The sequence below is a fragment of the Danxiaibacter flavus genome, assembly GCF_041060425.1.
GTDB classification, from domain to species: Bacteria; Bacteroidota; Bacteroidia; order Chitinophagales; family Chitinophagaceae; genus Danxiaibacter; species Danxiaibacter flavus.
Genome location: NZ_JAULBC010000007.1, coordinates 42,914 through 64,153 on the forward strand (window position 1 = coordinate 42,914; position 21,240 = coordinate 64,153).

Annotated in this window: 17 protein-coding genes; 13 read left to right on the forward strand and 4 right to left on the reverse strand. The window is 42.4% G+C overall.

Features of this window, described 5'->3' with window-relative positions; genetic code table 11:
• Nucleotides 1-210 precede the first annotated feature (210 nt).
• The 6 genes from QTN47_RS19620 (at nt 211) to QTN47_RS19645 (ending at nt 8,327) form a co-directional block, all read left to right on the forward strand.
• A complete protein-coding gene (locus QTN47_RS19620; protein WP_369331115.1) occupies nt 211-1,524 on the forward strand; it encodes a NarK family nitrate/nitrite MFS transporter in 1,314 nt (437 codons plus the stop codon).
• Between the two features lie 10 nt (nt 1,525-1,534).
• Nucleotides 1,535-5,080, forward strand: coding sequence for a nitrate reductase (locus QTN47_RS19625; RefSeq protein ID WP_369331116.1), 3,546 nt, complete (start codon nt 1,535-1,537; stop codon nt 5,078-5,080).
• 9 nt (nt 5,081-5,089) lie between these two features.
• Complete coding sequence (locus QTN47_RS19630; RefSeq protein WP_369331117.1) at nt 5,090-6,553, forward strand: rubredoxin; 1,464 nt, start codon at nt 5,090-5,092, stop codon at nt 6,551-6,553.
• A gap of 88 nt (nt 6,554-6,641) precedes the next feature.
• Nucleotides 6,642-7,166 (forward strand): hypothetical protein, encoded by a 525-nt coding sequence (locus tag QTN47_RS19635; protein ID WP_369331118.1) that lies wholly within the window; start codon nt 6,642-6,644, stop codon nt 7,164-7,166.
• Nucleotides 7,167-7,289: 123 nt separating this feature from the next.
• The gene (locus QTN47_RS19640) at nt 7,290-7,835 is read left to right on the forward strand and encodes a DinB family protein (RefSeq protein WP_369331119.1); all 546 of its coding nucleotides are present in this window, start codon (nt 7,290-7,292) and stop codon (nt 7,833-7,835) included.
• Between the two features lie 30 nt (nt 7,836-7,865).
• The gene (locus QTN47_RS19645) at nt 7,866-8,327 is read left to right on the forward strand and encodes a GNAT family N-acetyltransferase (RefSeq protein WP_369331120.1); all 462 of its coding nucleotides are present in this window, start codon (nt 7,866-7,868) and stop codon (nt 8,325-8,327) included.
• A gap of 687 nt (nt 8,328-9,014) precedes the next feature.
• Here the strand turns inward: QTN47_RS19645 and moaA are convergent.
• Together moaA and QTN47_RS19655 are read right to left on the reverse strand one after the other, a co-directional pair.
• Nucleotides 9,015-9,992, reverse strand: coding sequence for a GTP 3',8-cyclase MoaA (gene moaA, locus QTN47_RS19650; RefSeq protein WP_369331121.1), 978 nt, complete (start codon nt 9,990-9,992; stop codon nt 9,015-9,017).
• Nucleotides 9,993-9,995: 3 nt separating this feature from the next.
• A complete protein-coding gene (locus QTN47_RS19655) occupies nt 9,996-10,367 on the reverse strand; it encodes a DUF7009 family protein (RefSeq protein WP_369331122.1) in 372 nt (123 codons plus the stop codon).
• Nucleotides 10,368-10,857: 490 nt separating this feature from the next.
• Between QTN47_RS19655 and QTN47_RS19660 the strand changes: the two genes are divergently transcribed.
• From QTN47_RS19660 to QTN47_RS19675, 4 genes are all read left to right on the forward strand, one after another.
• Nucleotides 10,858-11,955, forward strand: a complete 1,098-nt coding sequence (locus QTN47_RS19660; RefSeq protein ID WP_369331123.1) for a HesA/MoeB/ThiF family protein — start codon at nt 10,858-10,860, stop codon at nt 11,953-11,955.
• A gap of 15 nt (nt 11,956-11,970) precedes the next feature.
• Nucleotides 11,971-12,723 carry a sulfite exporter TauE/SafE family protein gene (locus QTN47_RS19665; protein WP_369331124.1) on the forward strand — a complete coding sequence of 251 codons (753 nt, stop codon included), beginning with the start codon at nt 11,971-11,973 and terminating at the stop codon, nt 12,721-12,723.
• Nucleotides 12,724-12,820: 97 nt separating this feature from the next.
• The gene (locus QTN47_RS19670) at nt 12,821-13,060 is read left to right on the forward strand and encodes a MoaD/ThiS family protein (RefSeq protein ID WP_369331125.1); all 240 of its coding nucleotides are present in this window, start codon (nt 12,821-12,823) and stop codon (nt 13,058-13,060) included.
• Between the two features lies 1 nt (nt 13,061).
• Entirely contained in the window at nt 13,062-13,478 is a 417-nt protein-coding gene (locus QTN47_RS19675; protein WP_369331126.1) for a molybdenum cofactor biosynthesis protein MoaE, read from the forward strand.
• Here the strand turns inward: QTN47_RS19675 and QTN47_RS19680 are convergent.
• Both QTN47_RS19680 and moaC read right to left on the reverse strand, forming a co-directional pair.
• Nucleotides 13,475-14,074: an NTP transferase domain-containing protein gene (locus QTN47_RS19680; protein ID WP_369331127.1), complete on the reverse strand. Its 600-nt coding sequence runs from the start codon at nt 14,072-14,074 to the stop codon at nt 13,475-13,477. The genes QTN47_RS19675 and QTN47_RS19680 overlap by 4 nt on opposite strands.
• Nucleotides 14,055-14,540 carry a cyclic pyranopterin monophosphate synthase MoaC gene (moaC, locus tag QTN47_RS19685; protein WP_369331128.1) on the reverse strand — a complete coding sequence of 162 codons (486 nt, stop codon included), beginning with the start codon at nt 14,538-14,540 and terminating at the stop codon, nt 14,055-14,057. Before moaC ends, QTN47_RS19680 begins: the two co-directional genes overlap by 20 nt.
• 108 nt (nt 14,541-14,648) lie before the next feature.
• Here moaC and QTN47_RS19690 point away from each other — a divergent pair, with 108 nt between their 5' ends.
• From QTN47_RS19690 to QTN47_RS19700, 3 genes are all read left to right on the forward strand, one after another.
• Nucleotides 14,649-15,842: a molybdopterin molybdotransferase MoeA gene (locus QTN47_RS19690; protein ID WP_369331129.1), complete on the forward strand. Its 1,194-nt coding sequence runs from the start codon at nt 14,649-14,651 to the stop codon at nt 15,840-15,842.
• A 346-nt stretch (nt 15,843-16,188) separates the two neighbouring features.
• Complete coding sequence (locus QTN47_RS19695; protein ID WP_369331130.1) at nt 16,189-18,612, forward strand: ABC transporter permease; 2,424 nt, start codon at nt 16,189-16,191, stop codon at nt 18,610-18,612.
• An 879-nt stretch (nt 18,613-19,491) separates the two neighbouring features.
• Entirely contained in the window at nt 19,492-21,075 is a 1,584-nt protein-coding gene (locus QTN47_RS19700; protein WP_369331131.1) for a Na+/H+ antiporter, read from the forward strand.
• The last annotated feature ends 165 nt before the right edge of the window (nt 21,076-21,240 follow it).

A 21,240-nucleotide genomic window follows, 5' to 3' on the forward strand; every position in this document is an offset into this window, starting at 1 on the left:
AAACCGGCAATACCTAAGCCTTCAGCGGTTTAGTCAAATCATTATCAACAGCCTCTTTCGATTGCCTGCCATTTAATCAATCATTCTTTTCAAAAAGCAGCTTCATAAAAATGAACCTGCTTAAGCCAACGTACTTCGTACTTCGTCATTCGTACTTAGCACGATAGCGGAAAGTAAATGATTAGCAATTGACATTTAAAACCTATTTGTATGCAACCGTTAACTAACAATAAACCTCTGGACAGGTTAAAAATATTCAGCATCCGATCGCTTCAGATGCGCACATTTCATATCACATGGATGATGTTCTTTGTCTGTTTTTTCGGATGGTTTGGCCTGGCTCCTTTAATGCCTACCATTCGCGAGGACTTACATCTCACCAAATCGCAGGTAGGTAATATCATCATCGCATCTGTATCGGTTACCATTATAGCCAGGATCGTTATCGGAAAGCTATGCGATGTATGGGGACCAAGAAAAACAGCAGTAAGATTATTGCTTATAGGATCACTGCCCGTATTTCTTGTTGGGTTAGCCAATGACTATACAACCTTCTTATTGTTTCGTCTTGCTATAGGCATTATCGGCGCATCTTTTGTCGTCACACAGTTTCACACATCTATGATGTTTGCCGCCAATATAAAAGGTACAGCCAATGCTGTTGCCGGCGGCTGGGGCAACCTTGGCGGTGGCGTAACCAATATGGTAATGCCGTTGATCTTTGCTGCTATTGTAGGAATGGGTTATACAAAACATGAAGCATGGCGCTATGCAATGATTTTGCCTGGCGTAATGATGCTTGTCATAGCATGGTTTTATCACAAATACACAAAAGATACGCCTGCGGGAAATTTCGATGAGATCGGTCGCAACGCCAACAAACAAAAAACGGACTGGAGCGTATTGAAAGACTGGCGCATTTGGGCACTAACACTTGCCTATGCCATGTGCTTCGGAATGGAGATCACTTTTGATAATGTGGCTTCATTGCATTTTGTAGACACGTTTGGATTATCGCAAAGCACCGCCGGCTTCTGGGCGGGCATTTTCGGTTTCATGAATTTATTTGCAAGAGCACTTGGGGGAATTGTTTCTGATAAAGTTGGAAGCCGTTACGGCATGAGAGGCAAAGGATGGCTGCTTGCCATAGTTTTATTGCTTGAAGGTTGCGGACTGTTGTTATTTGCAAATGCCGGAACACTTACCCTTGCCATTATTTCCATGCTTGGCTTTGCACTGTTTCTTAAAATGGCCAATGGCGCCACTTATGGCATTGTGCCTTTCATTAACGAAAAGAATATTGGTATTGTAAGCGGCATCGTTGGTGCAGGTGGTAACGCAGGTGGCATGCTCTTCGGCTTTCTCTTCAAATCTAAAACCATTAGTTATGTAGATGCATTCAGTTATATCGGTTTTATAGTGATCGGTATTTCATTTATTGTACTCATTACACGTTTCCGTAAGGATACTGCAATAGTAAAAGATATGACCAGCGAAGAAAGTGTGCTGGCACTTGCTGAATAAACAACAACGCATGAAGGAACAAACACACGGCGAAACAGGCTCATACAAAACCACATGCTGTTACTGCGGCGTTGGTTGCGGCATTGTTGTACATAAAGACAGGATGGGTAAGGTTCTTGTTGAAGGCGACAAGGACCATCCCGTTAATAAGGGTATGCTGTGTTCAAAAGGAATGAATCTTCACTATACAGTGATGAACACTTCCGACAGGTTGCTCTATCCTGAAATGCGTTACAACAAGCAAATGCAGCGCCAGCGCGTTACATGGGATGAAGCGCTGGCACGCACGGCTGCTGTGTTTAAAACTTTCATCAACAAATACGGACCGGACTCGGTTGCTTTCTATGTTTCTGGTCAGTGCCTTACAGAAGAATATTATGTTATTAACAAGCTGATCAAGGGCTTTATTGGAAGTAACAATATAGATACGAACTCAAGATTGTGCATGAGCAGCGCGGTTGCAGCCTACAAAATGTCGCTGGGCGAAGACAGCGTACCAGCATGCTATGATGATATTGAGGAAACAGATTGCATTTTTGTAGCAGGTGCAAATCCCGCCTGGTGCCATCCTATTTTATGGCGCAGGGTTGAAGCCGCAAAAGCTGCCAATCCCAACATGAAAGTGATTGTAAGCGATCCGCGTGTTACGCAAACCTGCTCGATGGCGGATGTGCATCTGCAACTTAATCCCGGAACCGATATTGTTTTACATCATGCCATCGGCCGGATCTTGATTGAGCAGGGTGATATAGATATTAAATTTATTCAGCAACATACGGAAGGGTTTGAAGATTACTCCCATGCCGTGATGCAGCGAAGTATTGCTGAAGCAGCACAGATCTGTGGCATTGAAGAATATCGCATATATGAAGCTGCAGCATTGATTGGCAATGCAAAAAAATTCATGACCTTCTGGACAATGGGGTTGAATCAATCAGCAGCGGGTGTTAATAAGAATCTTAGCCTGATCAATCTTCACCTGATCACCGGTACAATCGGTCGCCCAGGCTGCGGGCCTTTTTCGCTGACCGGGCAGCCAAATGCGATGGGTGGACGTGAAGTTGGCGGACTGGCAAATCTGTTACCTGCGCACCGGGACCTAAGCAATCCGGTTCATCGTGAGGAAGTGGCTACATTCTGGAACGGCAAAGAGCTTTCTCCCAGGCCCGGCCTTACCGCCACTGAAATGTTTGAAGCTTTAAACGACGGTAAGCTAAAAGCGATCTGGATCATCTGCACCAATCCACTGATCAGCATGCCTGATGTAAGAATGGCTGAGAAAGGATTAAAGAACGCAAAGTTTGTTGTAGTACAGGATATATCCAACAGGCTTGAAACATTGCCCTATGCGGATGTTGTGTTACCTGCAGCCGCATGGATCGAAAAAGAAGGCACCATGACGAATGCAGAAAGACGCATCACCTGGTTGCAGAAAGTTACAGATGCGCCGGGCGAAGCATTGCCTGATGCGGAAATTATTTGCCGCTTTGCAAAGCACATGGGCTTTAATGGTTTCGACTATAACAGTTGTGAGGCTATTTTTAAAGAACATGCGGCGCTAACTGCAGGAACAAACATAGATATTAACGGTGTAGACTATACGCTGCTTCATCAAAGAAGAAGTGTGCAGTGGCCTGTGAACACAAGCAACAACTACAATGACACAAAGCGATTGTTTGCCGATCATATTTTCCATACTAAATCAAAGCGCGCAAAAATACACGGCGTACCTGATTGCAATCCATCGGTACAACCAACAGCAAATCACCCACTGATCCTGACAACGGGCCGCATTCGGGATCAATGGCACACGATGAGTAAGACAGGAAAAGTGAATAAACTGAAACAGCACATTGCAGCATCATTTCTTGAAATTCATCCTGATGATGCGGCTGAGCGCGGCATTGCCGATGATGACCTGGTTGAGATTACGAATACCAACGGAAACGTAAGAGTAAAGGCAAAGATCAGCACGCAAATAAAAAAAGGCGTGGTGTTTTTACCCATGCACTGGGGAAAGATTTTAAATGATGACAGTAATCGCGCCAATAACCTCACTTTTAATCTTATTGATCCCATTTCGAAGCAACCAGACTTTAAGTTTTCTATCGTACAGGTAGCTAAATACAAAAGACCAAAGCAAAAGATCGTGATCATAGGAGCCGGCGCGGGAGCCCATGGTTTTGTGCGGAGCTACCGCAAATTAAATATGGATGATGAGATCATTGTTTTCAGCAAAGAAGATCTCCCTTTTTACAACCGGGTAATGCTTCCGGATTATGTAAGCGGAACGCAACAGTGGAAGCAACTGGTAAAAATGAATGCCTATGAGGAAAAAGAACATGAAATAACACTTCATAAAGGTGTAAGCATTCAACATATTGACCGGCAAGCCAGGACCGTTACCGACAGCAACGGACAGACACACACCTACGATACGCTTATTCTTGCAACCGGGAGCCGCGCGGCAACTTTGAAACATACCCCGCCGATGAAGGGCATATTCACCATGCGCAGTAAGGACGATGCAGATAATTTTAAAAGACATGTACAGGCTTCTGATGAACCGATTGTTATTGTCGGTGGTGGCTTACTCGGTATCGAAATGGCGGCATCCTTAAAGGAAATCGGGAAAGATGTGGTCATCATTCAACGTTCGTCCCGGCTAATGGACAGGCAACTCGATGAACTTGGAGCAAGACTTTTGTATGAAGAATTGCGGGACAGAAATATTGAAGTACTGTACAACGATGAAATTGACAGATTTCTTGGCAGTAGCAAACTTACGGGTCTACAATTGAAGAGCGGTAGAAAGATTAGCTGCCAGGCGGTGATCATGTCTATAGGAACTGTACCCAATATTGAGCTTGCGCAGGCATGCGGACTGGAACATAAAAGGGGTATTGTTGTAAATGAATACCTGCAGACTAATGATAGCCACATTTACGCGATTGGGGAAATAGCGGAATTCAAGGGAACATTATACGGTATTACCGCTGCAGCAGAACAACAGGCGGCAATAGTTGCACAACATCTTTCCGGCGATATTTCAAACTATTACCAGGGCTCTCTTTTCATGAATATACTTAAGTTGCATGGCGCAGACATCTGCTCTCTCGGCACGGTTGAAACGCCAGCAGATCCCACATATGAAGAAGTTGTATTTATCGACAAGGCAAAACGCTATTACAAAAAATGCGTTATTCACGAGGATAGATTGATCGGTGCAATATTGATTGGCGACCGTTCAGAGTTCCAGGAATTCAGGGACCTGATCCAGAACAAAATAGAGTTATCCGAAAAACGATTGCAACTCCTTCGCTCCGGTAAAAAGGCTGCACCAGTTTTGGGTAAGCTGGTTTGCTCCTGCGGTAATGTGGGTGAAGGAAATATTTGCGCCAAAATAAAAGAAGGTTTTACCGAATTGAAAAGTCTTTGCGAAGCTTCCGGCGCAGGTTTGGGCTGCGGCAGCTGTCGCCCTGAAGTAAATGCCATACTCAACCGCGAAGTTGCCGCAATAACGCAACCGGTAGCCATTACTGTTAACGCCGTTTAAAAAATACGTATGAGCCGGACACATTCGATAACGATCAATTTTAAAGGGGGAATTATCTCACCGGGGCAATTGCTGGAAATACTTTCTATTGCGGATCAATGCCTGATCAAAGACGTAAGTTTCGGTGCGCGCCAGCAATTATTGATTGATGTGCCGGAAAAATATTTATCACAGTTTACCACAAACTGCAAGCGACAACAAATTGCCTGGCAGGAAACGAAGAAGGCACATGCAAATATTACCAGCTCATATGTAGCTGCAGGCATTTTTACAACAGACAGCTGGTTAACAGAAGGCACCTACAAAGATGTGTTGAATATGTTTGAGCAACCTTCCAGGATTAAAATAAACGTCTGCGACAGCAAGCAAACCTTTACGCCTTTTTTTACAGGTCATTTAAACTGGATTACATCCCCCCAATTACATTACTGGCATTTGTATCTCCGGATGCCGGGCAGTAATGAATTGTACAGGTGGCCCGAAGAAGTTTATACAAACTACATAGGTTCGCTCAATGCAAAAATTGAGCGCCTGCTAATGAGTGGCTTTAAAACGACGAAGGGTGAAGACGTTTACAAACAAATAAAAACGGATGATCCTGACGCCGGCAATACGAACGCCGTTCGTATGGTTGTTCCGGCATTTCATTTACCCTACTATGAGGGATTTAACAGGCATGGCAACAGTTACTGGCTTGGCATTTACCGCCGCGACCAAAGCTTCCCTGTTGCCTTTCTACAGGAACTTTGCTCTTTGTGCCTGGAGACAAAGATCGGGCAGTTGTATTCCACTGCATGGAAATCACTGATCATAAAAGATATCGATCGTGCGCATCGTCAACGGTATGATTATATCCTGAATAAGTACCGTATTAACGTGCGGCACGCTGCCAATGAACTCAACTGGCAAGTGGAAGACAATAATGAAGAAGCGCTAAGGATCAAGCGACTCATCATCCGTCATTTTGATAAAGAAGATGTGCGCACCTATGGGTTGAGCTTTGGCATACAATTGAAACAAAAAGCCGGGATATTCGGGTCTGTGATCATACGTAAATGTCCACAGACCGGAAGCGGCCGGTTAAGGTCACAAGAGCGCTATGACATTTTACATACCAGCGATTTTAATCCAAACACACAAGAGCTTATCCATTTTAGAGAAGGCGTTTCCAAAGAGCATTTGGGTACATACCTCGTATCCTTAAGCAAATTCTTTTACGAGCAAATGGAAATACAACATGCTCCTGCCATATTGAGCACCCCCGAACCAGCTAAAGGAATGGAAGAAAAAACATGGCACCAGTGCCCGCAATGTTTTACAGCATATGATGAAGCGCTCGGTGATATTGAACAGGATATTTCGCCCAATACGCCATTCGAATCATTGCCGTCTTCATACTGTTGTTCAATGTGCGGGGAGCCAGTTAAGAATTTTGTAAGTAGAAGTGAATTGAATGTCATTACGGAGATATAGAATAAACGAATATTCCACATCCCAATATATCATGCAGTAAAAAAAATGTATCTTAATCATTCGATTCCTATCAAAAAGGACTTTACGAATGAACAGAATTTCATTTTTTTCAACTCTAATCATTTTGATTGTATCACAATTTAAACCTCAACAGTCCTTTGCTCAAAGTCTTAGTACAACCCAACTTAAATTCACATTTATTCATTACTTAAGAATTCCGGACCACTATGTTACGGTTGTATTTAAGAAGGAAAAAGACAGTGTCAATGTCCATGCGCAGTCCTTACCAATGGCCAAAGCTGAAGCCAAATGGGCTGCAACTAAAAAGGATTATTCGTTCAACATCAGCAAAGCCGAATATGATCAGGTAATACTATCAATTCAAAAAATCAGCGCGTGGGCTATTATTGGCGGAGCTGATTTCACAGGGTACGACGGCACTTCCTGGCAAATAGAATTTGGTAACAGCGACAATGCGGTTAAGTATAGCGTCTGGTCGGCTGATTATCAAACAGAAGCCAGGCAACTTCAATCTTTCGTGAACGCGTGTATCCTTATTATTCAAACGGCCAAACTTGACCCGAAGGAAATATTCAAACAAAAAGGTTCATAGTAAATAGTTTATCAGGCGATAAAAATGTGAAACCATTTTACGATTAGAACTTTACGCAAGCGATAACCACTGCATACTTCTACTGGATGTTAAATAGCGTAACTTCAGGCAAACTATTGTGCCATGCTTACCACATTAAAACATTGCCTTTGGAAAAATTTTGCTGCCAGCATAGACATGCTGAAGAACGCTATAGAGATGTGCCCGGACGAGCTTTGGTACAACAATAAGAAATTCTTTTACAATGCTTATCATTGTGCAGTGTTTACAGATTATTATTTAACCATTCCACCTGTAAACTTTTTTCCGCCACCTGGATATACGCTCACTGAGCCAGATAAAATACCTGCGGACGCCGTTGATGATGTAGTGCCCAACAAATTATACAGCAGGGCCGAATTGATTGATTATGTGCAATACGCCCGGGAAAAATGCCGCAGTGTAATAAGTAATCTGACAGAGGAAAAATTGAATGAATCATGGATAGCCAGCACTGAGACAACGGATCTGTCGCTATCAGGGATGGATGCTTTAAAATATTCAATTCTTGAAATATTGTTCTACAATTTACGGCATGTTCAACATCATGCAGCGCAATTGAACTTTATGCTAAGACAGGCAATAAATGCTGCACCTGATTATGTTTCGCAGGCGGAGGATGATCTATAAATTCAATTAAAAAACCGAATTTTGCGAACAATGGAAAACATTAAACAAGATGCGATAAAAATAGTGCCCTATAACAGCAGCTACAGAAAACAGTTAATTTCCGTATGGGAAGAATCAGTCCGCGCGACACATAACTTCTTGGCAGCTTCAGATATTGATTATTACAAAGACATTGTGGCCGCTATTGACTTTAGCGCATTCCCTGTTTTCTGCCTGGAACAAAATGAAACAGTGATCGGATTTATTGGTGTGGCTGACAAAAAAATTGAAATGCTGTTTCTTTCTCCAAACGCAATAGGACAAGGGCTAGGTAAAAAATTAATGCGCTATGCCATCGAGGAACTTAAAGCAGATAAGGTTGATGTAAATGAACAAAATAATCACGCAGTATTATTCTATAAAAAATCCGGATTTATAACATTTGAAAGAAGCGAAAAAGACAGCGAAGGCAAAGACTATCCTATTTTAAAAATGATCCTTCCCCAAAACTGAACTTAACTAACCTATGGCTATCCCCAATCAGCGACATACTTTCATACTGTTCAACTTCTTTCATTGCAGCGGCTTCAAAGCCGTTAACCGGTTTTAATGCCACTGCTTGTTGGATTGTTGCAATTAGCTCCTGCTCCCCTGTTCCGGAACATCACCTTCTAACAAATTTAACCGATTGTTATTTCAATTATATTTGCTTCTTTATTAAAACGAGTCACGCTCCATACCCGGACCCGACTACTAATTTTGATTGTTAATGTACAAGAAACACCACCTATTATCCTTAGTTTTCTGTTTAGCACTATCCCTATTGCATGCTCAATCCAAAATCGATCAATCACTGCTAATTGGAAAATGGAGGTTTATTAAATTTGATTGGCCTAATTACGTGCCCGATACCGCTTCAATCATTAAGCGATCAAATAATCAATTCAAAGATGCCATTTTCGAATTCACGAAAGATAAGCATCTGAATATCCAGAATCCAAAGGCCCCTAAAGGCTCTTACAGTAAATTCACTTATGCTGTTAAGAATGATAAAATTAGCTTTAAACCGGTTGCGGTTCCGACAGGAAAACCTGATATAATGGAAGTAGATTTTTTAAACTATGTTTACCTCAAAATTTATATTCAGGGTTTTGAACCTGTAGCCACATTCAGGAGATTATCGGACTAAGCATAAAGTATTTATCCGCCAATCAGCGACATACTTTCATACTGTTCAACTTCTTTCATTGCAGCAGCTTCAAAGCCGTTAACCGGTTTTAATGTTACCGCTTGTTGGATTGCTGCAATCAGCTCCTGCTCTCCTGTTCCGGAACGGATGAGATCTTTTACATTTAGGACATCATTACCGTACAGGCACAACTTCATACCACCGGTAGGCGTTACCCTTAAACGGTTGCAGGTTCCGCAAAGCGTCCGGGAGTAAGCGGGTATAACAGCGATAGACCCTGCAAAATCGTCTGCCTTATAATTCAGCGCTATATTATGTTTGGGATCAGCCAGCTTTGTGAGATTATAACGCTGGCTTATATGATGCAAAATCGCGTCGTAATTCCATTTGATTCCGGAATAGTCCTTCCCCTGTCCGTTAAATGGCATTTCCTCGATAAAACGGACACTGATTTGATGGTTGCGGGTTAGCTCTACAAAATCCAGGATCTCATCCACATTCATATCATTTATCACCACCATGTTGAGCTTAAGATTAAAGGGCTTCTGCATTAACATTTGCAGCGATGCGAAAACAGCGTCAAACTCATCACGTCTTGTCAGCCTGAAAAAACGATCCCTTCTTAATGTATCAAGACTTAAATTAACATTCGTGATATTCGACCGTAGAAGCTGGTCGATGTACTTGCCTGTTAATACGCCATTTGTTGTAATAGAAAGATTTTCGAGCGTCTTTATGGAAGACAATTGTTCCAAAAGCGAGGAAAGATCTTTTCTTACAAAAGGCTCGCCACCGGTAATTCTTACCTTTGTAATGCCGGTGCGGGTTAAGGCATTGACCAGGAAAATGATTTCTTCGTAAGACAATACTTCATCACGCGAAAGAAACTGCTGATGTTCAGGCATGCAATAACAGCAGCGCAAATTACAGCGATCTGTTACGGATAATCTCAGGTAATTTATTTCACGTCCGAACTTGTCAATCAGCATTGCTTAACAATTATGTCTTGATAACGGGTTCTCAAAATTTGCAGTTTCATCCTCACCCCTTTCTGTAAGACATTTATAGTCTTTTTCAATAGACACTTTCAATTCGGATCCATCAGCATTGCGGATAGAACAGTATAATCCGTTTTCTTCGCTGTTTGTCCATTCAGAAAGTAACTTTTCAGGATACTGAACATGCACTGCGAAAGGGTCGAGTTTAACGACAGGTTCATCCACCGGTTTTAGCTTGATGCAGAAATGAATGCTGCCATTGGCAATCTGCGTTTCTTCCATAACATATCCGTTTTGCTGTATGGAGCTGATGTCATTCTTATCCAGACGAAACCTGAGTGTGTTGGCTTTTATCCTGATCTTCATGGTTAACAATTGAAGTGGTTAGTACAAATTTAGCACAATGTGGCCAGAGATGAACAGGCATGAACCTTTAAAGACAAGTAATTGACAATTGAAAATGGAAAATTGAAAATGATGGCACAAACCTGACAATAAGCCTGGCTAGTGACGGATAACAGGTTCAAAGCGTAAGGGTTAGATTTCAGGTATTAAAAGTATGTGTCTGTTGAGCGTTGATATACAACCAAAAATTCAAAACATCAGGCATCAAAACATCAGCCGTCAGACATCCTTCACATCATCCACCGTACCGGCCCGAACGTTCCGTCGGTACGGGCGGGCATCTAACATCGAACATTATATCAGACATCAAAAAATCAGCCATCAGCCATTCTCCACATCGTACATCGTACCCGCCCGAACGTGCCGTCGGTACGGGCGGGCATCTAACATTGTACACCGTACATTCGACTAATTTGTTTTAAATTGTTGCCTGAATAACGGGCACACATTTATGCAACTGAATAAAGAGAGATATAACCGGCAGCTTCTGCTGGCTGGTTTTGGAGAGGAAGCGCAGCTTAAGCTTTTACAATCCCGCGTGCTGGTAGTTGGCGCAGGTGGTCTCGGGGTTCCTGTTTTACAATATTTGTCCGGCATGGGCGTTGGCAAAATTGGAATTATAGATCACGATGTTGTTGCCGAAAGCAATCTCCACCGCCAGGTTTTATATACAACAAATGATATAGGCGAGCCTAAAGCAAACAAGGCTGCAGAACGGTTAAATGCACTCAATCCCGAAGTTGAGTATATTGTATTTAACGAATTGCTTACCACCGGCAATGCGCTTTCCGTTATCGGCCTTTTTGATGTGGTTGTTGATTGTACCGATAATTTTCCAACACGTTACCTGATCAATGATGCGTGTGTGATATTAAACAAACCTTTTGTTTATGGCGCCATTCATCAGTATGAAGGACAGGTAAGCGTATTTAACCATAATGGATCGGCAACTTACCGTTGCCTGTTTCCCACGGCACCTGAAGTTGGCGTTGTGCAGGACTGCAATACCAATGGTGTGTTAGGGATCCTTCCCGGAATTATAGGTTGTTACCAGGCCAACGAAACGATTAAATTATTAACCGGCATCGGAGAGTTACTAGCCAACAAAATGTTGATCATCGATACACTATTCAATCAACAGAGAACTATCCGCTTCCAGCCAAAATCAGATCTTCCGCAAATAACAAGGCTTGATAGCGATGATTATAAATCGCTGTGCGGATCGGCGAGACTTCGCAATATGTCCGTTTCAGAACTTGCGTCACGAATAAAAAACAACGAGGCAATCCAGCTTGTAGATGTCAGAGAAGATGATGAGCTGGCCATTTGCCAGATTGCTGACAGTATACACATTCCTTTAGGTGAAATAGTAGCGAAAGCAAATAAAATTGACGGAAGCCAGCCTGTCATTATGATTTGCCATCATGGTATCAGAAGCAGGATTGCAGGCGAAGAATTATTAAAGAAAGGATTTACCAATATTTTTAATTTAACCGGCGGTATTCATGCATGGGCGCTAGAAATAGACAAGACGATGCAGGTGTACTAACTTTAAACATTCAGAATGGATTATCAACTGTGCCTGCTTTTCTTTTTGGTCGCCCTCGTATATTCTATGGCCGGTTTTGGCGGTGGCTCAAGTTATATGGCTATCATGGCATTGTATGGTGTAAGTATGTACACCATGAAATCGACTGCGCTTCTTTGCAATATTGTTGTAGTGACAAACGGTGTTTTCAATTTTTACAGGCAGGGATATCTTCCTCTGAAGAAAGCATTATGGTTGAGTGTGGCCAGCGTTCCGATGGCTTTTATCGGCAGCTATATTCCATTAAAAGAACATGTATTTTTTATTGTACTTGGCACTTCGCTGGTAATTGCATCATTACTGATGTTTTATCGATTACTGCCTTTTTATTCCGAGAAAAAATTTTCTAAAAATGAGACTTCGGTTTACAAGTTTAGCATTGCAGGCGGATTTATTGGTGGATTAAGTGGCATGACAGGCATTGGTGGTGGAATATTTTTATCACCACTATTAAAACTGGCACATTTTGATACCGCAAAGAATATTGCTGGCTTGAGCAGTTTTTTTATACTCGTAAATTCAATTGCAGGCCTGCTTGGACAATTTTCGAGAAAGCAAATAAGTTTTGATTATAATTTTACTATCCCGTTGTTGCTTAGTGTGATTGTCGGTGGGCAGATAGGCACCTATCTGAGCGCAAAAAAACTGAGTGAAAAATGGGTAACGGTTGCAACTGCAGTGCTTGTTGGCTACGCAGGAGCAAGATTGCTAATGAACGCAAATGCATAAATCAGATATCAGCAATCAGCTATTAGGTATCAGCTATAAGGCTTCGGACGCGGGCATAAAAATGATTTTTTAAAATGATTGGTTTAAAATAAATACCATGTCGCATACGATTTTATTATTTGGTATAACAAAAGATATAATAGGAGGTTCTGTTCATGAAACGGGAAACGCGTTTACTACCGTGGGTGAGTTAAGGCGCCATCTCTACAACATATATCCGCAACTGGAAAAATTAAATTCGCTGATGATTGCGGTCAATAATAATTACGCGAATGATGATGACAGGTTACAATCTTCCGACGAAATTGCATTAATACCACCAGTAAGCGGAGGATAATATGAAGGCTTCAATTTATATAGCAGAGACCATTAACACAACGGACGTAATAACAGCCATCAGTAAACCAGAATACGGGGCAGTTGATGTTTTTATAGGCACTGTCCGGAATCACACGCAAGGCAAAAAAGTGATCAAACTATTCTTTGAGTGCTACGAGCCGATGGCGCTGTTGGAAATGCAGAAAATTGCTGACGAAGCTAAAGAACGCTTTGCTATCCAGGAAATCATTATCCATCATGCTACAGGTGAAAAATACCCGGGAGAACTGGCTGTAGTAATTGCTGTAGCGGCGCACCGCCGCAAGGCAGCATTCGAAGCCTGCGAATTTGCAATCGACACCCTTAAACAAACTGTTCCGATCTGGAAAAAAGAATTTTTTGAAGACGGCAGCGTTTGGGTAGCTGCACATCCTTAACCAAGCATGCGAATCACATCCTGTCTTTCTTCTGGCGTGTTGGCATTCAGCTGTTCTTCCGGATTGTCATTGGTAAGCAGCAGAATATCAGTTGACAACAATGTTTTACGCGGGCAAAATAAGTCATTTTTATAATTCTCCTTTAACAACGCGAGTCCCGCTGGCTCCCATATTGCAATAAGCGGTTCAGGTAAATGATTTTCAGGGCTTACAAAAGATGTTGCACTTTTTGACGCATTCCTGTTATCAATCAGCAAGCGCAAAGTGTGGTCCGTTAGTAACGGCAGATCGCAGGCAACAACAAGCCAGGCTGCGTCAGGATCTTTTTCATGGGCAGAAACCAGTCCCATCGCCGGCCCCTTTCCTTCGGCCATATCTTCAATAATGCGGTAATTTTCACCAAAAAACTGATGCTGATCCGGCCGGCACGAAATAAAAACATCCTGCAACAGGGGTTTCAGCATGTTATACAGGTATAGCCATTGAGGAATGCCGTCATGATACGATATCAGGAACTTATCTGTTTGCATTCGCCTGCTGTATCCACCACATAATATCAGTGCATATAATGGAGCTTTATTTTCGTTCAAAGTCATTTTTGCCTCCGCTTTTACTCATTAGCCTGGTTTCTTTAATTACGATATCGTGAGAAAATGCCTTGCACATATCATAAATCGTAAGCGCAGCAACACTCGCACCGGTTAGCGCTTCCATTTCCACACCCGTCTTTCCGGTTGTTTTTACGGTGCAGGAAACAACAGCTTCATTCTCTTCCATCACGATATTTACCTGGCAGTTTTCCAGCAATAATGTGTGGCACAAAGGAATCAGATCCGGTGTTTTCTTTGCCGCCATAACGCCGGCAATGATTGCGGTTTGAAAAACGGCACCTTTTTTTACGTTGATATCCGTACCGGTAAAATGCTCCAGCACTTCTGCCGGCAGCACCACCCTGGACTGGGCAGTAGCAATGCGTGTGGTTACCTGTTTTGCCTCAATATCCACTATTGCCGGACGGTTCTGCTCGTTTAAGTGAGTAAATTTTTTTTCGTGCGTATTCATCGCTGTAAATTTACTACTCTCTATTCAATGTCCCTGATTTATTGATGCGACGAATTGGTATGACAAACAGGGAAATGAGCGTGAAGTTTATCTTTAAAAGAATTGACTATGCTAACGGTTCAACAGGCATTTGAATATATTATGCAAACTTCTTCTACCGCAAGCCGCGAAACGGTTGATATTTCGGACGCGGATGGCCGTGTGTTGATGGAAACCATAATAGCTGACCGCCCCTTCCCTCCTTTTGACAGGATCACGATGGATGGAATTGCCATTAATTATAATGACTATGGGAACGGCCAACGCAGCTTTGCCATACAGGGCATGCAGGCAGCCGGCGATCCGCAGAAAACGCTGGCCGACGGTTGTTGTATTGAAGTAATGACGGGAACTGTTCTTCCCGCAAATGCAGATACAGTTATCCCTTATGAACATCTCCAACAGGTCAACAACACATTTCTCGTAACAAATGAAGTAGTAAAACAACAGAATATTCATCGCAAAGCCAGCGATGTTGGTGAGGGTGAAGTTTTACTGGATAACGGGGTATGCATTGGCGGAGCAGAAATTGCTGTACTGGCATCCGTAGGTAAACAGCAGGTTACCGTAAGCAAAAAACTCAAAGTCGCGTTGGTTGCTACAGGTAATGAGCTGGTGCCTGTTAATCAACGTCCGGAGGCTCACCAGGTAAGAATGTCCAATGTGTACGCATTAAAAGCCGTGCTGAATAATCATAACACAACCTGCACGATCTTACACCTGAATGATGATAAGAAAGAACTTCTCCAATCGTTTTCAAGCTTGTTTAACGAATACGATCTGATCATTTGTTCGGGAGGCGTTTCTGCGGGAAAACTGGACTACATACCCGAAGTGCTTGCTGAGCTTGCCGTTGACATCAAATTTCATAAAGTAAAACAACGGCCCGGAAAACCATTGTTGTTTGCGGTTTCAAAAAACAATGTGCTGTTTTTCGGCCTGCCCGGCAATCCTGTATCAGGATTTATGTGCCTGCATCGCTATGTAATTCCCTGGATACATAAAACAATTGGCATAAAAACGCCGGTTGAGCCTTTGAAAGCAGTTTTAAAAGAAGATATTTTGTTTGATAAACCACTTACCTTCTTTCCGCCCGTACACATTACCACATCTAACAATGGTACTTTGATTGCTGACCCGCATCTCACCAACGGATCGGGCGATTATGCAACGTTAACTTCAGCAAACGCTTTCCTTGAACTTCCTGATGGAAAAGATATTTTTAAAAAAGGGGAAGTATATGATGCCTGGTTTTACAGATAGAGGAGAATTATAGGTAACGTGATTTTTATCCTAAGATATGTGATTGCCCGTAGGGCATCAAGCTCAATAGAATTTTGAACGATGCTGATTTCTTGTCCGTAGGACATTAACCCACCAAATGCCTGTCTCAAAAACGAACAGCAACTGTTTCATTTTCGAACACAGTATTAATTCCTTTCCTTTCTAAGTAATTGATAACCAAAGTTCTGACACTTAGTATATCATTTGATCACTTGTCGGGTAACTTTTAAGAAGAAGTAACGTTAGAGATAATGCACAAATATTAATTGACTTTATTCTTGCTTAAAGGATTAGTCCCTTACATAAACATTGAAGAAACGTCTGTATGCTTAAGAACTACTTTAAAATAGCCTGGCGCAATATCAAGCGCCACAAAGCTTATTCAGCCATTAATATTTTTGGGTTAGCTATCGGCATTGCAGCTTGCTTACTCATTCTGCAATACGTTTCATTTGAATTGAGCTTTGAGAATTTCCAGGTGAACAAGGATCGTATTTACCGTGTTCAGCAGGACAGATACGACAATGGCAAGCTAAGCACACAATGGGCTGCGGGCGCATTTGCAGTAGGTAATTCATTTAAAGATGCCATTCCCGAAATTGAAGATTATGTAAAGGTTGTAGGCAATGGTCGCGTTACTGCAGACGTAAATAACCAGCCCTTAAAAATTGAAAAAGTATATTTTACCAACGCATCTTTCTTTAGCATTTTTACCTATCCATTGCTTTCCGGCAACAAGACGACAGCTTTAAAAGAACCATTTACCGCTGCACTTTCTGAAACTACAGCCAAAAAAATATATGGAACCACTAACGTGGTTGGTAAGAGACTTGCTTTAAACCGCAACAGCAATTATACAATCACTGCCGTTTACAAAGACGCCCCTGTAAATACCCAGCTTAAGCCTGATATGTTATTATCCTATGCAAGCTTTTTGAAATTCACAACTGATTCTACCGGTAACGGGCCGGAGAATGCATGGCAGTGGGACGGGTGCCTTACCTATCTTTTATTGAGAAAAAATGTGAATCCTGCGGTAGTTGAAAAGAAATTTATCCCCGTAGTGAACAAGTTCACTAAGGAAGATATGAAAAAATACAACGCAGCTGTAACTTATCATTTGCAGCCGTTAAAAGATATTCATCTGTACTCACATTACATGATGGAACCTGGTGAGAATGGCGATGGCAAAACAGTTTACCTGTTATTGGGCATTGCTTTTTTTATTGTAGTAATCGCCTGGGTTAATTATATAAACCTGGCAACCGCACGTGCCATCACAAGGGCCCGCGAAGTTGGTGTACGCAAAGCCGTGGGTTCGCAGCGCGGACAATTAATCGTACAATTTCTTTCTGAATCTGCAGTCCTTAATGCGTCCGCATTGTTATTGGCAATAATCATCGTTTTAATTGCCATTCCGGGATTTAATGCATTATCCGGACAACAACTTTCTTTCTCCCTGTTTATGCAATCAAATTTCTGGCTTGCGTTGATCAGCCTGTTCCTTATAGGCGTTTTCTTTTCAGGTTTGTATCCGGCCTTCGTGCTTTCGGGTTTCAAACCGGTTGAAGTATTAAAAGGCAAAATGGGAACAACAAGCCGCGGATCGTTATTAAGAAAATCGCTCGTGGTGTTTCAGTTTGCAGCGTCTTTGTTTTTGCTCATAGGTACCGTTACTGTTTATCGCCAGATACAATATATGCGGAAGCAATCGCTGGGAATAAACATTGAACAGACACTGATAGTATCACCGCCTATCGTTGGCATTGATTCCACTTTTTTGCAAAAGATGAGCGCTTTTAAACAAGAACTTCAACAAAAATCTTTTATTCAGCGGATAACTGTTTCTACCAGCATTCCGGGAGAAGCTGTTGGCTGGAATGCCGGCGGAATAAAGCTTGTGGGGCAGGATGAATCCAAACAAAAACAATATCGTGTTATTGGTGTTGATTACGATTATTTGAGAACATATGACCTGAAAGTTATTGCGGGTCGTGCGTTTGATAAATCATTCGGATCAGATAAACACTCTGTTATTTTCAACCGGAAAGCTGTTGAGCAACTCGGATTCAACAAGCCGGAAGAAGCGATTGGAAAGAGAATTGATTTTTGGGGTGATCAATACACCATAGAAGGTGTTACTGAAAACTTTCATCAGCAATCACTAAGGGAAGCTTACGAACCGCTGATCATTCGTTTAATTCCGGATGTCAACGGATCTATTTCCATAAAAACGCCTGCAACCAATGCAGCCCAAACTATAGCCGCAGTAAGAGATGAATGGAGCAAGTTTTTCCCCGGAAACACACTGGAATATTTCTTCCTGGATGATCACTTTGATGATCAGTATAAAGCGGATAAAAGATTCGGCAAAGTATTCGGATTGTTTACCAGTCTTGCCATACTTGTCGCCTGCCTGGGATTGTTTGGTCTTGCCTCTTTCACCACGTTGCAACGCACAAAAGAAATAGGCATAAGAAAAGTGCTTGGTGCTTCTGTAGGCAGTATTTTAAATCTTCTTTACCGCGAATTTGCATTGCTGTTGACAATTGCATTTCTTATTACTGTTCCGCTTGCATGGATCAGCACGTCCAAATGGCTGGAAGGTTATGCATTTCGTATCAGTCTGCAATGGGCCTATTTTGTATTGCCGTTTATTGCTATTATCGCTATTGCATTTATAACAGTAAGCTTTCAATCGCTAAAAGCCGCTATGGCCAACCCGGTGAAGAGCTTAAGAACAGAATAGTACGAAGTACTTGAGTGCGGACATGCTTATTTCATTGAAGCAGGTTTTGTTTCAAGTACGAAGTACGAACTATGAAGTACTTGAGTGCGGATAAGCTTATTTCATCGAAGCAGGTTTTGTTTCAAGTACGAAGTACAAACTACGAAGTACTTGAGTGCGGACATGCTTATTTCATCGAAGCAGGTTTTGTTTCAAGTACGAAGTACGAACTACGAAGTACTTGAGTGCGGATAGGCTTATATAATTGAAGGCTGGTTTAATTGTAAAGTACGAAGTACGAATTACGAAGTACTTGAGCGTACGTGGTTTATTTAATTAAATGCAGGCTTAATTGCAAGTACGAAGTACGAACTACGAAGTACTTGAGTGCGAGTAGGCTTATATAATTGAAGACTGGTTTAATTGTAAAGTACGAAGTACGAACTGACTTTAGTTTAGACGGTTTTAGGCTTTCTTTTGCGCCGCTGCTCCTTTGCGTTCTCTGCGTGAAACCCTCCGCGCGCCCCCTGTGGCTATGCAATTTCCCGCGTTCGGCTTATATTTTCAATCGCTAAAAGCCGCAATGGCCAACCCCGTGAAGAGCTTGAGAACAGAATAGTACGAAGTACGAACTACAAAATACTTGAGTGCAGCAGATTTGTTAATTAAGAGCAGGCTTAGTTGCAAGTAAAAAGTACGAACTACGAAGTACTTGAGTGCGGCCAGGCTTATATAATTGAAGGCCGGTTTAATTGTAAAGTACGAAGTACGAACTGACTTTAATTTAGGCGGTTTTAGGTTTTCCTTTGCGCCGCTGCTCCTTTGCGTTCTCTGCGTGAAACCTCCCGCGCGCCCCTGTGGCTATGCTATTTCCCGTGTTCGGCTTATATTGTGCCCCGTATGGAGAACATCGCCTTAATTGTTATGTTGCTTTTTGGCATTACGTTTCTAGGTGTGCTAAGCAATAAATACAGATTTCCTTTTCCCATTATTCTGGTGCTTTGTGGTGTCGGGATCAGTTTGATTCCGGGTTTGCCTGTTATCTCACTCAAACCGGATATAGTGTTTCTCATTTTTCTGCCGCCGCTATTATACGGGGCTGCATGGAATACAAGCTGGCACGACTTTAAAGCAAACCTTCGGCCTATTTCACTTGCCGCTATCGGGCTTGTGCTGTTTACGATGGTGCTTGTGGCAGCCACGGCGCATGCCATTATTCCGGGTATGACATGGCCACTCGGACTTTTATTGGGTGCTATTGTATCCCCGCCTGATGCAGTAGCCGCGACATCTGTAACAAAGGGCCTTGGACTTGAGCCGAGGATGAATGCGATACTGGAAGGGGAAAGTCTTGTTAATGATGCCAGCGGATTGATCGCTTACAAATACGCCATTGCAGCGGTAACCTACGGCAATTTCGTGTTTTGGGAAGCAGGATTAAACTTTTTGATAGTGGTTGCGGGTGGCACTGCGATAGGATTAGCCATTGGTTCGATCATGTATTTCGTTCATAAGAAATTTATTTGCGACGCGGTAATTGAAGTGACACTTACTTTTCTTACACCCTTTGCCTGCTATTTGCTGGCAGAGCATTTTCATGTTTCCGGCGTGTTGGCGGTGGTTAGTTCCGGTTTGTTTCTTTCTTATAACTCGGCGGTTATTTTTACGCATGAGAGCAGGATCAAGTCCTATGCCGTTTGGGATGTAGTGATCTTTATACTTAACGGGCTAATATTTGTGCTGATCGGGCTTCAGCTGCGCAGCATTATGCAGGGCATTGAAGCTTATACAAAGACAGAGCTTGTTCTTTACAGCATTGCAATAAGTTTTGTGGTAATCATCGTCCGTTTTATATGGGTTGTGCCTGCAGCATATTTGCCGCGAATATTGAGCAAACGTATCAGGAAGAACGAACCGTTTAATCCAAAAAATCTTGTGGTGTTCAGTTGGGCGGGAATGCGCGGCGTTGTATCGATGGCCGCTGCACTGGCGCTGGCGCTGGATTTTCCGCAGCGAAATCTGATTATATATTTGACCTTTTGCGTGATCTTATCAACGCTCATACTGCTGGGATCAACTTTACCATGGGTCATCAGAAAACTGAAACTTCCTGTTTATACAATTGCATTGGAAGAATATGAAGTTCGGAACCAGGTTGTAACCAACACTATCACTCATATTGAAGAGAACCTGTCGCTGTTGAATGATGAGCTGTTGAATAACATCAAGAGTAAATATGAAATAAAATATAACCGGCTGCAGAAGACGGACCTGCCGGCAAATTATTTTGGTCAGAAAGACACCCAGCCGGCAGATATTTTCAACCAGTTTTCTCAAATACAGATAGACCTGATTGGCGTTGAAAGACAAACGCTTGACCACCTTCACCGCCAGGGAAAAGCCAGCGAAGAAGTGCTTCGCAAAATTGAACGTGAACTCGATTTGGAAGAAACGCGGTTGAAAATGGAAATGTACAGTGGGTAGGGAACCACGGAGGCACAAGGACACGGCGAAACACGGCGGTTTTTTTGCCACAAAGGCGTTAAGGTTCAAAGAAGCACAAAGAGGGACCACGGAGGCACGAGGGCACAGAGAAACACGACGATTTTTTGTTGCACAAGTGTATGAAAAAAGGGTGCTTACAAAGAC